Here is a 13,884-nt window from a genome sequence, read left to right as displayed (position 1 = left end):
CAATAAAGGCCACGCCAATGCCCATGGAACGGATTTCATTCACCGGCCACGCCGGAAATACCCTTGCTGCCCGTCTCGACCTGCCCGACGGGCCGGTGCTGGCGACCGCCCTCTTTGCCCATTGCTTCACCTGCTCCAAGGACATTCCCGCCGCGCGGCGGATTGCCGGGCGGCTGGCGGCGATGGGGATTGCAGTGCTGCGCTTCGACTTCACCGGCCTCGGCCACTCCGAAGGTGAGTTTGCCAACACCACTTTCACCTCCAACGTGGCAGACCTGATCCTGGCGGCGCAGTATCTGGCCTCACGCAACATGGCGCCTTCGCTGCTGATCGGCCATTCGCTGGGCGGTGCCGCTGTGCTGCGCGCGCGTGCCGGGATCCCTTCGGCCAAAGGCGTGGTGACATTGGGGGCGCCGTTTGATCCTGGCCATGTCTCGCACCATTTCGATGCAGCCCTGCCGGAGATCGAGGCCAAGGGCCGCGCAGAGGTCTGTCTGGCCGGGCGGCCCTTTGTGATCGGCAAGGAGTTTGTCGAGGATATCAAAGCCGAGGCGCTGGCGCCCGCGATTGCAGAACTGAAGGCGGCGCTTCTGGTTCTCCACGCGCCGAGGGATGAGACGGTGAGCATCGACAATGCCGGTTCGATCTTCGCCGCCGCCAAGCATCCCAAGAGCTTTGTTACTCTGGACGATGCCGACCACCTGATCTCGCGCCCTGCGGACGCGGAGTATGCTGCAGAAGTGATCGCGGCCTGGGCCGGGCGCTATATCGGCATGACCCCGCCCGCGCCGCCACCCGGTGCACCGGAAGGTATCCTGCGGGTGACGGAGGCGGACCCGGGCGGGTTTCTGCAGGATGTGCAATCCGGCCCCTATCACCACGCTTTGGCTGACGAGCCGCTGGCCTATGGCGGCACCAACCGCGGCATGTCCCCCTACGGGTTCGTGGCTGCGGGCCTGGGCGCCTGCACGTCGATGACGCTCAGGATGTATGCCCGGCGCAAGGGCTGGCCGCTGGAAGGGATTAGCGTTGATGTCAGCCACGATAAAGTGCACGCCCAGGACGCCCTGCCCTCCGGGCCAGCCAAGATCGACCAATTCACCCGGGTGGTGCGGCTGTGCGGCCCCTTGAGCGAGAAACAGCGCAGCCGGCTGCTGGAGATTGCCGACAAATGCCCGGTGCACCGCACCCTGGAAAGCGGCGCCAGGGTTGTGACCCGGCTGGAGGCAACGGAACAGGCTGAAGCCTGACACCCGGCAATTTCCGGCGGTGCTCCCGCGCCCCGGCCGTGCAGGAAACCTGCACCGCCAGCGGCCTTGGGCCCGGCGCCGCGCAAGGCGCGGCGCCGGGCCCAACTGCGGCAGGCCTTCGTCAGAAGGCCGCAGCGCAGGCGGGAGCCCCAGCCTGCCGTTGAAGTTTGCGCCAAATCAACGTGCCGCCGCGCATTCCCGCCCATGCTGTTTCCAGTCCGGCGCTGGCCGGGCACGGGAGGAAAGACATGGGACTTTTTGCAAGACTAGCCCGGAGCGGCGACCTGGTGCAGGGCATGGCCAGCCGTCTGGGCATAGACTATGGCGACATCGTTGCCGCGGACCCGCAGGCGCAGGGCCGGAAATACATGCGCGCAGTCCTGCGCTGCAGCACCTGCAGCAATCAGGACGGCTGCAGCAGTTTGCAACGTGAGGTGACAGACCTGGACGCGCCGCCGCCCTACTGCCGCAATGCCCGGCTGCTGGCGCATTTGCGAGAAAGCTGACCGCGGCCTGCCCGGCCATTCAAGACAGCCGCTCGCCGCTGGATCTTGACGCGATTATGCCCTTGCGCCCGCTCAGCCCTCAGGGTCAGCATAGCGCCCCGTGGCGATGTCCCCGCCCTCGCCGGAAAACCGTACCGCTTGACCGTCGCTTTCCAGCGTATAACAGGCCCAAAGGTCCGACGGCGGCCAGCTGGAGCAATATTTTCCATCGCGCACTCCCCAATAGCCCCAGCTGTCGTGGCCCATATGATAAAGCGTGCGGCCCGACGCACTGAACTCCTGCCAAGCACCGTCGCCATACACAAGCCTGCGCCCTTCCAGCGCCGCTTGCACTTCATCCCCAGTCAGCACCAGCCATTCCGACGCGCAGACCTGTGAAACCGCCAATGATACCGCAATCATCAGGGCAATCTGCCTCATGCTACCCTCCCAGCCTTGCTGTCTTGCCTTTGCTGATCTAAGAGGCCGGGCATCTGCTGCACAATCACATAAAGGTGCTTTCGCCCATGATCCCCCGCTATTCCCGCCCCGAGATGGTCGCAATCTGGTCGCCCGAGACCAAGTTCAAGATCTGGTACGAGATCGAGGCCCACGCCTGCGAAGCCATGGCCAATCTGGGCGTGATCCCGCGCGAGAACGCAGACGCGGTGTGGAAAGCCAAGGACGTGGAGTTCGACGTCGCCCGCATCGACGAAATCGAGGCCGTGACCAAGCATGACGTGATCGCCTTCCTCACCCACCTGGCTGAGCATGTGGGTTCGGAAGAAGCCCGGTTTGTGCATCAGGGCATGACGTCCTCTGACGTGCTGGACACCTGCCTGAACGTGCAGCTGGTGCGCGCTGCCGACATCCTGCTGGAGGGTATGGACAAGGTGCTGGCAGCCCTGAAGAAACGCGCGCTGGAGCACAAGAACACCGTGCGCGTCGGCCGCAGCCACGGCATCCACGCCGAGCCGACCACCATGGGCCTGACCTTTGCCCGTTTCTATGCCGAGATGGACCGTAACAAGAACCGCCTGGAAAAGGCCCGCTGGGAAGTGGCCACCGGCGCGATCTCCGGCGCGGTCGGCACCTTTGCCAACATCGACCCGGCTGTTGAAGAGCACGTCTGCGAGCAGCTGGGCCTGCGCCCCGAACCAATCTCCACCCAAGTGATCCCGCGCGACCGTCACGCGATGTTCTTTGCCACCCTCGGCGTTATCGCGTCCTCGATCGAGAACATTGCCGTGGAAATCCGCCACATGCAGCGCACCGAGGTGCTGGAAGGCGCGGAATTCTTCTCGATGGGCCAGAAAGGCTCCTCCGCGATGCCGCACAAGAAAAACCCGGTCCTGACCGAGAACCTCACCGGTCTGGCGCGCCTGGTGCGCATGGCCGTGATCCCGGCGATGGAGAACGTGGCGCTGTGGCATGAGCGCGATATTTCGCATTCCTCCGTCGAGCGCGGCATTGGCCCGGACGCCACTGTGACCCTGGACTTCGCGCTCAACCGCCTGGCCGGCGTTGTCGACAAGATGCTGGTGTTCCCGGAAAACATGCTGGAAAACATGAACAAATTCCCGGGTCTGGTGATGTCGCAACGGGTTCTGCTGGCTCTGACCCAGGCTGGCGTCAGCCGCGAAGACGCCTATGCGATGGTGCAGCGCAACGCCCTGAAGGTCTGGGAAGAGCGCGTTGATTTCCGCGAGCTGCTGCTGGCCGATGCCGATGTGGTCGCCGCCCTCGGCGAAGAAGCGATCAACGAAAAATTCGACATGGGCTATCACACCAAGCACGTCGACACGATCTTCAAGCGCGTGTTCGGCGAGTAAGCCTGCCCGCGCATGGTGTTAACAACGCCCCGCCGGACTGGCGGGGCGTTTTGCGTTCTGCCGCCGGACAAACGCCTTTGTGAACAAAAATGCAGATCCAGACCGGGGTTCCGGGGTTAGAGTGGTCAGAACATTCTGCGTCTGGAGTTTCCGATATGCGATTTCTTGCCTTGGCCGCCGCCCTGACCCTCCCGGTTGCTGCCCTTGCTGCCAGCGGCAACGACTGGAACCCGCCCAAACCCACCGAGACCACCAAGACCTGCAAGGGCAAGCGGGTCTGGGATGAGCAGAAGAAACGCTGCGTTCGGCCCCGGAAGTCCTCACTGAACCAGGAGCAGCTGCTGGGCGCTGCCCGCGAGCTGGCCTATGCCGGCCGCCAGGAGGATGCTCAGGCAGTGCTTAGCGCGATGGCGGATCAGCAGGATTCCGTGGTGCTGACCTACTGGGGTTTCACCCATCGCAAGCTGGGAAATTCAGAACTTGCGCAGGACTATTACGATCAGGCCCTCGCACGCGATCCGGATAATATCCTTGCCCGTTCGTATATGGGACAAGGCCTTGTGGAACAGGGAAATTTCGGCGCCGCCCTGATACAGTGGAAAGAGATCAAGGCACGGGGCGGCGACGGCACATGGGCCGAAGCATCGCTGCGCAGCGCGCTCGAAACGGGAGCGTCCCATAGCTACTAGGCTTCAGCCTTTCTTTACGGCTTGCGGCTTATCCTGCCCTTCCATGATCGAGAAGAATCTTTGGTAGGGTGCGAGAATGCCTCAAGACAACATGCTGGCGCTTCCAATGGCAACTGGCGGCCCCGACCTGGGCGGGTTTTCCGCCCCGGCGCCGATGGGTGCGGGGAACAGCAGCGGCCTGAGCGGCAAGGCCAAGGCCGCGATAATCGTCCGGCTGCTGCTGAACGAAGGCGCCGAAATCCCGCTGGAGGAGCTGCCGGATGACCTGCAGCTGGAACTGACCCAGCAGATGGGCAGGATGCGGATTGTCGACCGCGACACCTTGAATGCGGTGGCGGGAGAATTTGCCGACCTGCTGGACAATGTCGGCCTGCATTTCCCCAACGGTCTGGCCGGTGCCTTGAACGCGATGGAAGGCAAGATCAGCCGCTACACCCACAGCCGCCTGCGCAAGGAGGCCGGCGTGCGCCAGTTCGGCGACCCTTGGCAGCGGCTGAAGCAGCTGCCGCCGGAAGACCTGGCATCGCTGGCAGAGGCTGAAAGCACTGAGGTCGCCGCTGTGCTGCTGTCCAAGCTGGACACCGCCAAGGCCGCGCAGATGCTGGTGCATCTGCCGGGCCCGATTGCCCGCCGCATCACCTATGCGGTCAGCCAGACGGCCAAAGTGACACCCGAAACCGTCGACCGGATCGGCCTGTCGCTGGCCGCCCAGGTCGAGGCCCGGCCGGAGCTTGCCTTTGACGACACCCCCGGCCAGCGGCTGGGCGGAATCCTGACCGAAGCCGCGGCAGCCAAGCGCGACGAGGTTCTGACCGCGCTGGACGAAGAGGACGAGGAATTCGCCATCAAGGTGCGCAAGGCGATCTTTACCTATGCGCTGATCGGCGAGCGGATGCAGCCCGTCGACGTGCCCAAGCTGATGCGGGTATTGTCTCAGCCGGATCTGGTCACCGCCATGGCCTTCGCCTCGGACGAGGAGGATGTTGCCACTAATGAATTCCTGCTCAAGAACATGTCGAGCCGGATGGCCGACAACATCCGCGAAGAAGTGGCGGAGCGCGGCAAAGTCAAGCGAAGCGATGGCGAGGCCGCCTTTGGCTTGATCATCTCGGCCATGCGCGACCTGGTAGCGACCGGTGAAATTGAACTGAAAACCGACGACGACGACGACAGCGCCGAAGACTGACACCGCGCGTCCGGAAACCGGCGCGCCCTGCGCCTGCGGCACCCGCCCTGAACTGACAGGGCGGACGCCGCCTTCGACATGCTTGTGCCCGCCGGTGCGCCTGCTTATGATGCGGGTTTCCAGTCGCATTTTCGCGCCGCAGCCATCCAGAAGCCATGCCTGTAGACCCATCCGAGCTCTCCACCTGGAGCCATGTCAAATATTTTGGCAGCAACCTGTTTCTGCGCGGGCTGCTGCTGGGCGCCGGGCTGATCCCCTACCGGCTGCGCGTGCCGCTGATGGGCCGCCTGGTCACCGCCATGGGGCGGCTTGCAGGCTTTGACAAGCGGGTTCGCAACAATCTGGAACTGGTCAGCCCTGAGCTCTCCGGCCTGGATCCTGACCAGCTTTACCGGGATGTGAGCAATAATGCCGGGCGGATGATTGCCGAGCTTTATGATTGCGAGACATTCCATGAGAAGGCGAAATCGGCGCCCATCACCGGCCCGGGACTGGAAGCGCTTGAAAAAGCCCGCGCAGCCGGACGGCCGGTGCTGCTGGCCACCGCACACTTTGGTAATTACGACGCCGCCCGCGCTGCATTGATCGCCCGCGGCCACGAGATGGGCGCGCTGTACCGGCGGATGGCGAACCCCTACTTCAACGAGCATTACGTCGCAGCCATGAAGAGCACCGGTGAACCGATGTTTGAACAGGGCAAGCGCGGCATGGTCGAACTGGTGCGGCATCTGAAGAAGGGCGGCATCGCTGCCATTGTCACCGACCTCTATGCCCAGGGCGGAGAGCCGATCGACTTTTTCGGCAAGCCTGCTGTCACGTCAACCGTTCCGGCGGAACTCGCGCTTAAATTCGGCGCGGCACTGATTCCGGTCTATGCGGTGCGCCAGGAAAACGGCCTCGATTTCGAAATTATCATGAACGGCGAAGTCCCCGCTTCGGACCCGCTGACGATGACCAAGGCGCTTACGGCTGACCTGGAATCCATCGTGCGTAAGCACACCGGCCAGTGGTTCTGGATCCACCGCCGCTGGAAAACCTGAGCATCCGCTGCCGAACAGCGGCTCAGTCGGCCCGCGCGGCGGCGATGATCCGGCCAAAGGGCGCTTCCTGAACCAGCACAGCGGCGGGCTGACTGCCGCCCAGCGGCACCGTCAGCTCCAGCGCCTCGGCGCCGTTCCACTCTGCCGCCACCTGCCAGTCCTCAACCACATTGGCATAGGTGAAAGTCTTCCCCGCCAACTCTCCGCGGGTGATGCTGACAGTGCGCTCCGGGGTAAAGCGCACCAGTTGCACCAGCAGCCGGGCTTCCGCCATCTGCGCCCCCGGCTGCAGACGGATCGCCAGCTGCCCGCCGTCCCGCCGGAGTTTCAGCGACACCGGCCGCGGCTGCTTCTGATGCTTTTGGATGGCGCTCTCCACCTGCATCGCATCGGCGCCGACCACATCTTCCTGACCCATGATGATCATCTGCGGCGTGTAAATCATCCGGCGCCCGCCAGCACGGGCATAGCCTTTCTGCCGCCGGGTATGCTCCCGCCGGGCAAACTTGTCCTTCCAGCCGATGTAATCCCAATAATCCACATGCAGCGCCAGCGGCAGCACGTCATCGCGGGTTGCCAGTTCGTGCAGCAGGGCATCCGCCGGCGGGCAGGACGAACAGCCCTGCGACGTGTACAGCTCCACCACCACAGGTTCCCTTGCGGTTTGGCCGTGAACCGGCAGCGCCAGAACCAGAGCCGCTATCAATGACGCCAGAATTCTCATGAATTGCCTTCTCAGTTTCTTAGCCCTCTGGTCTAAAGATGTGCTGCAAGTTAGGCCAATCAATCATTTTTGAGGCGTCCTGAACCGGCGCCACCCGAAAATTGTGTACAATCGCATACAAAATGACACGCTGCGGCGATTGAACTATTGAATGGCAAACATTCCTCATGCATGTAACAGTCAGCGAATTCCCAAGTTTCAATTTCTTGAGGGAGGCCAGACATGCCTATCACCGTCGGACAGGACAATGCCAGCGCACGCCGCACACTCAGCGTGAACGGCAAAACGATTTCCTACTACTCCATTCCCGCTGCCACCGAAGCAGGATTTGGCGACTTTTCCAAGCTTCCCGCCGCCTTGAAGGTCGTGCTGGAAAACATGCTCCGTTTCGAGGATGGCGGCTTTTCAGTCTCCACCGATGACATCAAGGCCTTTGGCGAATGGGCCGGCAAGGGCGGCAAGAACCCGCGCGAGATCTCCTACCGCCCGGCCCGCGTGCTGATGCAGGATTTCACCGGCGTTCCCGCCGTGGTCGACCTCGCCGCCATGCGCGACGGCATCGTGGGCCTCAAAGGCTCAGCCGCCAAGATCAACCCGCTGGTGCCGGTGGATCTGGTCATCGACCACTCGGTGATGATCGACGAATTCGGCAATCCGCGCGCGTTCCAGATGAACGTCGACCGCGAGTATGAGCGCAACATGGAGCGCTATCAGTTCCTGAAGTGGGGCCAGAAGGCGTTCAACAACTTCCGCGTGGTGCCGCCGGGCACCGGTATCTGCCACCAGGTGAACCTGGAATACCTGGCCCAGACCGTCTGGACCGACACCGACCAGAACGGCGAGGAAGTCGCCTACCCCGACACTCTGGTCGGCACCGACAGCCACACCACCATGGTGAACGGCGCCGCGGTGCTGGGCTGGGGCGTTGGCGGCATCGAAGCCGAGGCCGCGATGCTGGGCCAGCCGATTTCCATGCTGATCCCCGAAGTGGTCGGGTTTGAGCTGACCGGCGAGATGACCGAAGGCACCACCGGCACCGACCTGGTGCTGAAGGTGGTGGAGATGCTGCGTGCCAAGGGCGTGGTCGGCAAGTTCGTGGAATTCTTCGGCGAAGGCCTCGACCGGCTGCCGCTGGCGGACCGCGCAACCATCGCCAACATGGCGCCTGAATACGGCGCCACCTGCGGCTTCTTCCCGATCGACGATGAAACCCTGCGCTACCTGCGCAACACCGGCCGCGACAAGGACCGCATCGCGCTGGTCGAGGCCTATGCCAAGGAAAACGGTTTCTGGCGCGACGAGAGCTACAACCCGGTCTACACCGACACGCTGCATCTGGACATGGGCACCGTCGTGCCCGCGATTTCCGGCCCGAAACGGCCGCAGGACCACATCGCATTGGACAAGGCGGCCACCACTTTCCACGACTATGTCGAAGGCCAGCGCAGCGCCAAGGACGCAGGCGAACGTGCCGAAGGCCGCTGGGAGGCCGAGGGCGGCCAGCCCGAACCGCAGGACATCCCCGGCGACAAGGGTCATCACAAGTCCGGCTTTGTGACAACGGACGACGGCAAGTACCAGTTGCACGACGGCTCCATCGTGATCGCCTCGATCACCTCCTGCACCAACACCTCGAACCCCTATGTGATGATCGGTGCGGGGCTTGTGGCAAAGAAGGCGCATGAGCGCGGCCTGACCCGCAAACCCTGGGTCAAGACTTCTCTGGCGCCGGGCTCGCAGGTGGTGTCGGAGTATCTTGAGGCCGCCGGCCTGCAGGAGCACCTGGATGCCATCGGCTTCAACCTGGTCGGCTACGGCTGCACCACCTGCATCGGCAACTCCGGTCCGCTGGCGGAGGAAATCTCCAAATGCATCAATGACAACGACCTGATCGGTGTGTCGGTGCTGTCCGGCAACCGCAACTTCGAGGGCCGCATTTCGCCTGATGTGCGCGCCAACTACCTCGCCTCGCCGCCGCTGGTGGTGGCCTATGCGCTGGCCGGTGACATGAACATCGACATCACCACCGCGCCGCTGGGCCAAGACCAGGACGGCAACGACGTCTTCCTCAAGGACCTCTGGCCGAGCCAGAAGGAAATCGCCGATCTGGTCGAGCAGACCGTGACGCGCGAGGCGTTCCAGTCGAAATACGCCGATGTCTTCAAGGGCGACGAGAAGTGGCAGGCGGTGGAGGTCACCGACGCGGAGACCTATGACTGGCCCGCAAGCTCGACCTACATCCAGAACCCGCCCTACTTCCAGGACATGGGCCCCGAGCCGGGCACCATCGAGAATATCGAGGGCGCCAAGGTTCTGGCTATCCTGGGCGACATGGTGACCACCGACCACATCTCACCCGCGGGCTCCTTTGCCACCACCACGCCCGCAGGCCAGTACTTGCTAGAGCGCCAGGTTCAGCCGCGTGAGTTCAACTCCTACGGCTCGCGCCGCGGCAACCACGAGATCATGATGCGCGGCACCTTCGCCAACATCCGCATCAGGAACGAGATGCTGGACGGCGTCGAGGGCGGCTATACCAAAGGCCCCGACGGCGAGCAGACCTCAATCTACGAGGCCTCGATGGCGCATCAGGAAAACGGCACCCCGCTGGTGGTGTTCGGCGGCGAGCAGTACGGCGCCGGCTCCTCGCGCGACTGGGCGGCCAAGGGCACCGCGCTCTTGGGTGTCAAGGCAGTGATCGCCGAGAACTTCGAGCGCATTCACCGCTCGAACCTGGTGGGCATGGGCGTGATCCCGTTTGAGTTCGCCGGCGGCGACACCCGCAAGACGCTGGGTCTCACAGGCGAGGAAACCGTCTCGATCCGCGGTCTGGACAGCATCAAGCCGCTGCAGGAAGTGCCGTGCGATATCACCTTTGCCGATGGAACGGAAAAAACCATCACGCTGAAGTGCCGTATCGATACCGCACCGGAGATCGAATACATCGAACACGGCGGCGTGCTGCATTACGTGCTGCGCAACCTGGCAAAGCAATAAGCCCGGTCACCGCCAGACCATTGAGGGCGCCCTGCCGGGCGCCCTTTTCTGATGTATCCTAAGTCTGCAAAAGGGCAGCACCGCCTGCCGCCCGGCCGGTTCCGGCTAATGGCTGTAGCTGCGGCTGTACAGGATCCGGCCGATCTCCCCCTCGGCCTTCAGCTCCCTGATCGCGCGGTCGAACTCTTCCAGATAGGCTCCGGCGCCGCTGGCGCGGGACAATCCGAAGTGCGACGTGCGGCTGGAAACGGGTGTCCCGGCAGCGGCAATCCGGTCCTGCCAGCCGTTCAGGCGCACGTGATAACGCCCCACGGCGTCGTCAATTGCGATCAGGTCCAACTGGTCGAACATAAGCATTTGCATCAGCCCCGTCACATCGCTGCCTCTGATGATCCGGTTGCGGGAGCTGAACGCCGCCTCCATTTCAGGGTCGATGACGCTGCCATTCACCATGCCAAGCCTCAAGCGGGACACTCCAGCGTATCCTTCGCCCCAGTCCAGCCCATCCGGAAAGCGCTCCCTGTTGTACCAGAAGGTATTGGTCTGCCGGAACGTGCCCTCGGTGAAGGCCAGGAATGCCTCCCGTTCCGGGGACTTGAACAGCGGCAGGATTCCGTCCGCCTCCCCCGTTTTCGCGTGAGCCAGGCACCGCTGCCACGGAAGCAACACGGTTACGGCCTCCAGGCCGTCGATCCGCTGCATGACCTTTTGCAGCAGCTCAACCTTCAGACCGCCTTCAGGAATACCACCGTCCCCTACGGTGTAGGGAGGGTAGTGATCATAGCAGAAGGTGAGCACGGGCTTCGCATGTGCCGCCGCAGCAAACAGACCCAGGGCAGCAGCAAAGCTTAGGCCTGACTTAAGGAAACGCGCCAGATCAGCCACTTTCCACTCTTTCCCAACAATTGTGCGTGACACGCAGGCAGTGCCTCAAAACTCTCAAATTCTCAACAGCCTGATCCCCCGGCATTCAACAAAAAATTGAAATCGTCTGCAAGGAAACCCGCCGTCTCTGGCCGCGGCACCGGCCGAGCGAGGAAAAGCTTTCATCTCCCGTTGCGTAATCGGCTGTACCGGAGGCAGTTGGCGTGTAAACGTTAATATTAAATAAATCTTTTCTCATCCTGAACGCATTGAAGGGCCAGACGCAAAAGTATGAAAGAAGCCGTAGTTGCCGTTATTTATCCGGCTGCAGACACATTCGACGACCACGCTGCAACGGTGCTGGCAATGATACGCGAGACCCGGCGCTTCCCGGGGTGCATTGACGCACACGCCGGTATCAACCGCGAGCGCCATGAAATCTGTGTGTTCCACATTTGGGAATCAAATGAACACCTTGAGCAGTACCTGACCTGGCGTGCCGAACGCGGCGACCTGGACGCCCGCAGTGCCACGATGCGGCGTGAACAGGACTTCCGCACCTATTCAGTCCCCTGACCGGTCAGGATGGACCGTGCTGCACATCTGATGTTCGCATACGCCAGATTGCGCTGCCGGGGACTTGGCGCCAATCTTGAGACCATGAAACAGACCAGCAGCATCACCGGCTACCACGCCCACATCTATTTTGACGAAACCACCGTTGAACAGGCCCGGACCCTTTGCCGACACGCCGCAGATCAGTTCGGGGTCCAGATGGGCCGTATGCATGAAAAAAACGCCGGCCCGCACCCAATGTGGTCCTGTCAGCTGGCGGCCACCCCGGAAGAATTCACAGGCCTGCTGCCTTGGCTGGCCCTGAACCGGCAGGGTTTGATCGTGTTTGCGCATCCTGAAACCGGCGACGAGCTGGCAGACCACCGTGACCACGGAATCTGGCTGGGGACCGGTCTGGCTCTGGATCTCAGCATTTTCGGCTGATATGCGGCGCCTCCAGCAGAAATTTCCGGGCAGCTGGCAGGACCGTTGCCCCTTTGACTCGCGGAGCTTTCTTTGACCGAAGCGGTAATTATTCAGCTGCAGCCTTTGCCGGGGCAATACACCCGGCTGGCGGTTCTGGTGAAACAGATGGTGGCGCAAGTCCGGGAGTATCCGGGCTGCCTGCAAGCCGACACCCTGCTTGCCCCGGACCGGGACGAGGTCGCCATTTTCCAGCGCTGGCAAGACGCGGAAGCCTTTAGCGACTACCTGATCTGGCGCTCCAAGCAGGAGGACTTCGAACAGCTTCACAAGCTGCTGGCATCGGAGCCGGACTTCAGAAGCTTCACCCTCGGCACAGCGGAGTAACGCACCCGGCCAGCTTTGGCTGCCCGGTTACTGGCCCGCCGCCTTTTCCATGGCCGGGCGCAGGGTGCTTTCGATCACGCGCTGCGTAATCGGCCCGGCAAAGCGCAGCACGATCTTGCCGTCGCCATCCACCACATAGGTTTCCGGAACGCCATACAGGCCCCAGTCGATAGCCATCCGGCCCTTTTCGTCCCGGCCAATGGCGGTGTAGGGATCTCCGAGCTCCTCCAGGAAGGCTTCGGCATTGGCCAGCTGGTCCTTGTAGTTGATGCCGTATATCGGGATGCCTTCCTTGGACAGCGCCTCAAGATTGGGATGCTCGACCCGGCAGGGCGCGCACCAGCTGGCCCAGTAGTTCACCAGTTTCACCGTGCCGTCGCGCAGGGTTTCGTCGCTGAACATCTCCTTGCCCGGAAACGCCTCCAGCACCACTGGCGGCGCCGGCTGGCCCTCGCGGGCGGACGGAAGGCTGTTGGGGTCCTCGCGGAACATGCCCACCAGCGCAAGGCCGACAAAGCCAGCAAACACCAGACCGGGGATCGCCATAAGGGGAGAGATCTTAGCCATTCCGTTTCATCCGGGTTTCCAGCGTTTCCATCTCCCGGCGAACCTTTCGGCCGCGCCAGATTGTCAGCACCACCAGCGCCGCCAGCAGCACCAGAGAGGCGGCATAGGCCGACAGCACCGTATCGGCGTATTTTCCAAGATCGGGCATCAGGCCTCCAGACGTTCGCGTGCCATCAACGCCTTAATACGGCGGGCGCGGATTTCAGTACCGGTGCGGTAAAGCACCAGCGCAATGAAAAGCAGAACAAATCCTGCCATGCAGACATAGAGCGGGGTGGAAAACGCATCATGCACGTTTTCCTTCTCATCCAGCGACAGCGATGCGCCCTGGTGCAGCCCCTGGTTCCAGAAGTTCACCGCATAGCGGCTGAGCACCGCAAAGACCGACCCCACCAAGCACAGGATCGAGGTCAGGTCCGCCGCGGTGTCGGGATTGTCGATCGCCTCCCAAAGGGCGATGTAGCCGAGGTAGAACAGGAACAGCACCAGGAAGGACGTCAGCCGCGGGTCCCAGGCCCACCAGGTGCCCCACATCGGCTGGCCCCAGATTGCCCCGGTCACCAGCGCAATCACGGTCATCACAACACCCACAGGCGCTGCGGCCCGGGCGGCCAGCGCGCTGACATGGTGGCGGCGAATCACCCAGACCAGAGAGGTGACCAGCATCATGAACCAGGCATTGATCGCCATCAGCGCTGAGGGCACATGCAGGAAGATGATCTTGACGGTAGAGCCCTGACGGAAGTCATCAGGCGTGAAGAAAAAGCCCCAGATCAGCCCCACGGTGATCAGCACCGCTGAGCTGACCCACAAGACCGGCATCACCTTTTCGGTGGTGGCCAGGAACTTTTTCGGATTGGCGTATTCCCAGATCGACATGGTGGC

16 protein-coding genes are annotated in these 13,884 nt (G+C 62.6%); 10 read left to right on the top strand and 6 right to left on the bottom strand.

From position 1 onward, the window contains the following. Positions 1-17: 17 nt before the first annotated feature. Entirely contained in the window at positions 18-1,250 is a 1,233-nt protein-coding gene (locus tag ACXAED_RS17020) for a bifunctional alpha/beta hydrolase/OsmC family protein (RefSeq protein ID WP_475051675.1), read from the top strand. A gap of 248 nt (positions 1,251-1,498) precedes the next feature. Then, positions 1,499-1,756 (top strand): DUF6455 family protein, encoded by a 258-nt coding sequence (locus ACXAED_RS17015; RefSeq protein ID WP_475051672.1) that lies wholly within the window; start codon positions 1,499-1,501, stop codon positions 1,754-1,756. A gap of 72 nt (positions 1,757-1,828) precedes the next feature. Here the strand turns inward: ACXAED_RS17015 and ACXAED_RS17010 are convergent, their stop codons facing one another. Next, positions 1,829-2,176, bottom strand: a complete 348-nt coding sequence (locus ACXAED_RS17010; protein ID WP_475051671.1) for a hypothetical protein — start codon at positions 2,174-2,176, stop codon at positions 1,829-1,831. A gap of 86 nt (positions 2,177-2,262) precedes the next feature. Here ACXAED_RS17010 and purB point away from each other — a divergent pair, with 86 nt between their 5' ends. The 4 genes from purB to ACXAED_RS16990 all read left to right on the top strand — a co-directional run bounded on the left by purB (position 2,263) and on the right by ACXAED_RS16990 (position 6,482). Next, complete coding sequence (gene purB, locus ACXAED_RS17005) at positions 2,263-3,567, top strand: adenylosuccinate lyase (RefSeq protein WP_475051670.1); 1,305 nt, start codon at positions 2,263-2,265, stop codon at positions 3,565-3,567. Between the two features lie 155 nt (positions 3,568-3,722). Continuing rightward, positions 3,723-4,256, top strand: a complete 534-nt coding sequence (locus ACXAED_RS17000) for a tetratricopeptide repeat protein (protein ID WP_475051667.1) — start codon at positions 3,723-3,725, stop codon at positions 4,254-4,256. A gap of 76 nt (positions 4,257-4,332) precedes the next feature. Beyond that, complete coding sequence (locus tag ACXAED_RS16995; protein WP_475051666.1) at positions 4,333-5,442, top strand: flagellar motor switch protein FliG; 1,110 nt, start codon at positions 4,333-4,335, stop codon at positions 5,440-5,442. 155 nt (positions 5,443-5,597) lie between these two features. Continuing rightward, on the top strand, positions 5,598-6,482 hold the full coding sequence (locus ACXAED_RS16990; protein WP_475051664.1) for a lysophospholipid acyltransferase family protein: 885 nt from the start codon (positions 5,598-5,600) through the stop codon (positions 6,480-6,482). Positions 6,483-6,504: 22 nt separating this feature from the next. Here the strand turns inward: ACXAED_RS16990 and ACXAED_RS16985 are convergent, their stop codons facing one another. Beyond that, positions 6,505-7,206, bottom strand: a complete 702-nt coding sequence (locus ACXAED_RS16985) for a DUF1223 domain-containing protein (protein ID WP_475051662.1) — start codon at positions 7,204-7,206, stop codon at positions 6,505-6,507. Positions 7,207-7,428: 222 nt separating this feature from the next. On the opposite strand from ACXAED_RS16985, the gene acnA reads away from it, so the two are divergent. Continuing rightward, the gene (acnA, locus tag ACXAED_RS16980; RefSeq protein ID WP_475051660.1) at positions 7,429-10,203 is read left to right on the top strand and encodes an aconitate hydratase AcnA; all 2,775 of its coding nucleotides are present in this window, start codon (positions 7,429-7,431) and stop codon (positions 10,201-10,203) included. Between the two features lie 105 nt (positions 10,204-10,308). Here the strand turns inward: acnA and ACXAED_RS16975 are convergent, their stop codons facing one another. Further along, positions 10,309-11,088 carry a substrate-binding periplasmic protein gene (locus tag ACXAED_RS16975; protein WP_475051658.1) on the bottom strand — a complete coding sequence of 260 codons (780 nt, stop codon included), beginning with the start codon at positions 11,086-11,088 and terminating at the stop codon, positions 10,309-10,311. A gap of 270 nt (positions 11,089-11,358) precedes the next feature. On the opposite strand from ACXAED_RS16975, the gene ACXAED_RS16970 reads away from it, so the two are divergent. The 3 genes from ACXAED_RS16970 (at position 11,359) to ACXAED_RS16960 (ending at position 12,432) form a co-directional block, all read left to right on the top strand. Beyond that, positions 11,359-11,643, top strand: a complete 285-nt coding sequence (locus ACXAED_RS16970) for an antibiotic biosynthesis monooxygenase (RefSeq protein WP_475051656.1) — start codon at positions 11,359-11,361, stop codon at positions 11,641-11,643. Between the two features lie 84 nt (positions 11,644-11,727). Continuing rightward, positions 11,728-12,066: a DOPA 4,5-dioxygenase family protein gene (locus ACXAED_RS16965; protein ID WP_475051655.1), complete on the top strand. Its 339-nt coding sequence runs from the start codon at positions 11,728-11,730 to the stop codon at positions 12,064-12,066. 72 nt (positions 12,067-12,138) lie between these two features. Beyond that, positions 12,139-12,432 (top strand): putative quinol monooxygenase, encoded by a 294-nt coding sequence (locus ACXAED_RS16960; RefSeq protein ID WP_475051654.1) that lies wholly within the window; start codon positions 12,139-12,141, stop codon positions 12,430-12,432. A 27-nt stretch (positions 12,433-12,459) separates the two neighbouring features. Here the strand turns inward: ACXAED_RS16960 and ACXAED_RS16955 are convergent, their stop codons facing one another. The 3 genes from ACXAED_RS16955 to ACXAED_RS16945 are packed head-to-tail and all read right to left on the bottom strand — an operon-like array spanning position 12,460 to position 13,878. Continuing rightward, on the bottom strand, positions 12,460-12,999 hold the full coding sequence (locus ACXAED_RS16955; RefSeq protein WP_475051652.1) for a DsbE family thiol:disulfide interchange protein: 540 nt from the start codon (positions 12,997-12,999) through the stop codon (positions 12,460-12,462). After that, the gene (ccmD, locus tag ACXAED_RS16950) at positions 12,992-13,147 is read right to left on the bottom strand and encodes a heme exporter protein CcmD (protein WP_475051651.1); all 156 of its coding nucleotides are present in this window, start codon (positions 13,145-13,147) and stop codon (positions 12,992-12,994) included. The genes ACXAED_RS16955 and ccmD overlap by 8 nt, the downstream gene beginning before the upstream one ends. Beyond that, the gene (locus ACXAED_RS16945; RefSeq protein ID WP_475051650.1) at positions 13,147-13,878 is read right to left on the bottom strand and encodes a heme ABC transporter permease; all 732 of its coding nucleotides are present in this window, start codon (positions 13,876-13,878) and stop codon (positions 13,147-13,149) included. Before ACXAED_RS16945 ends, ccmD begins: the two co-directional genes overlap by 1 nt. Between the last annotated feature and the right edge of the window lie 6 nt (positions 13,879-13,884).

This window comes from Leisingera sp. ABM4_103, assembly GCF_056158685.1.
Note: the sequence above shows the minus strand (reverse complement) of the source record. Positions and strands in the feature narration are given on the sequence as shown.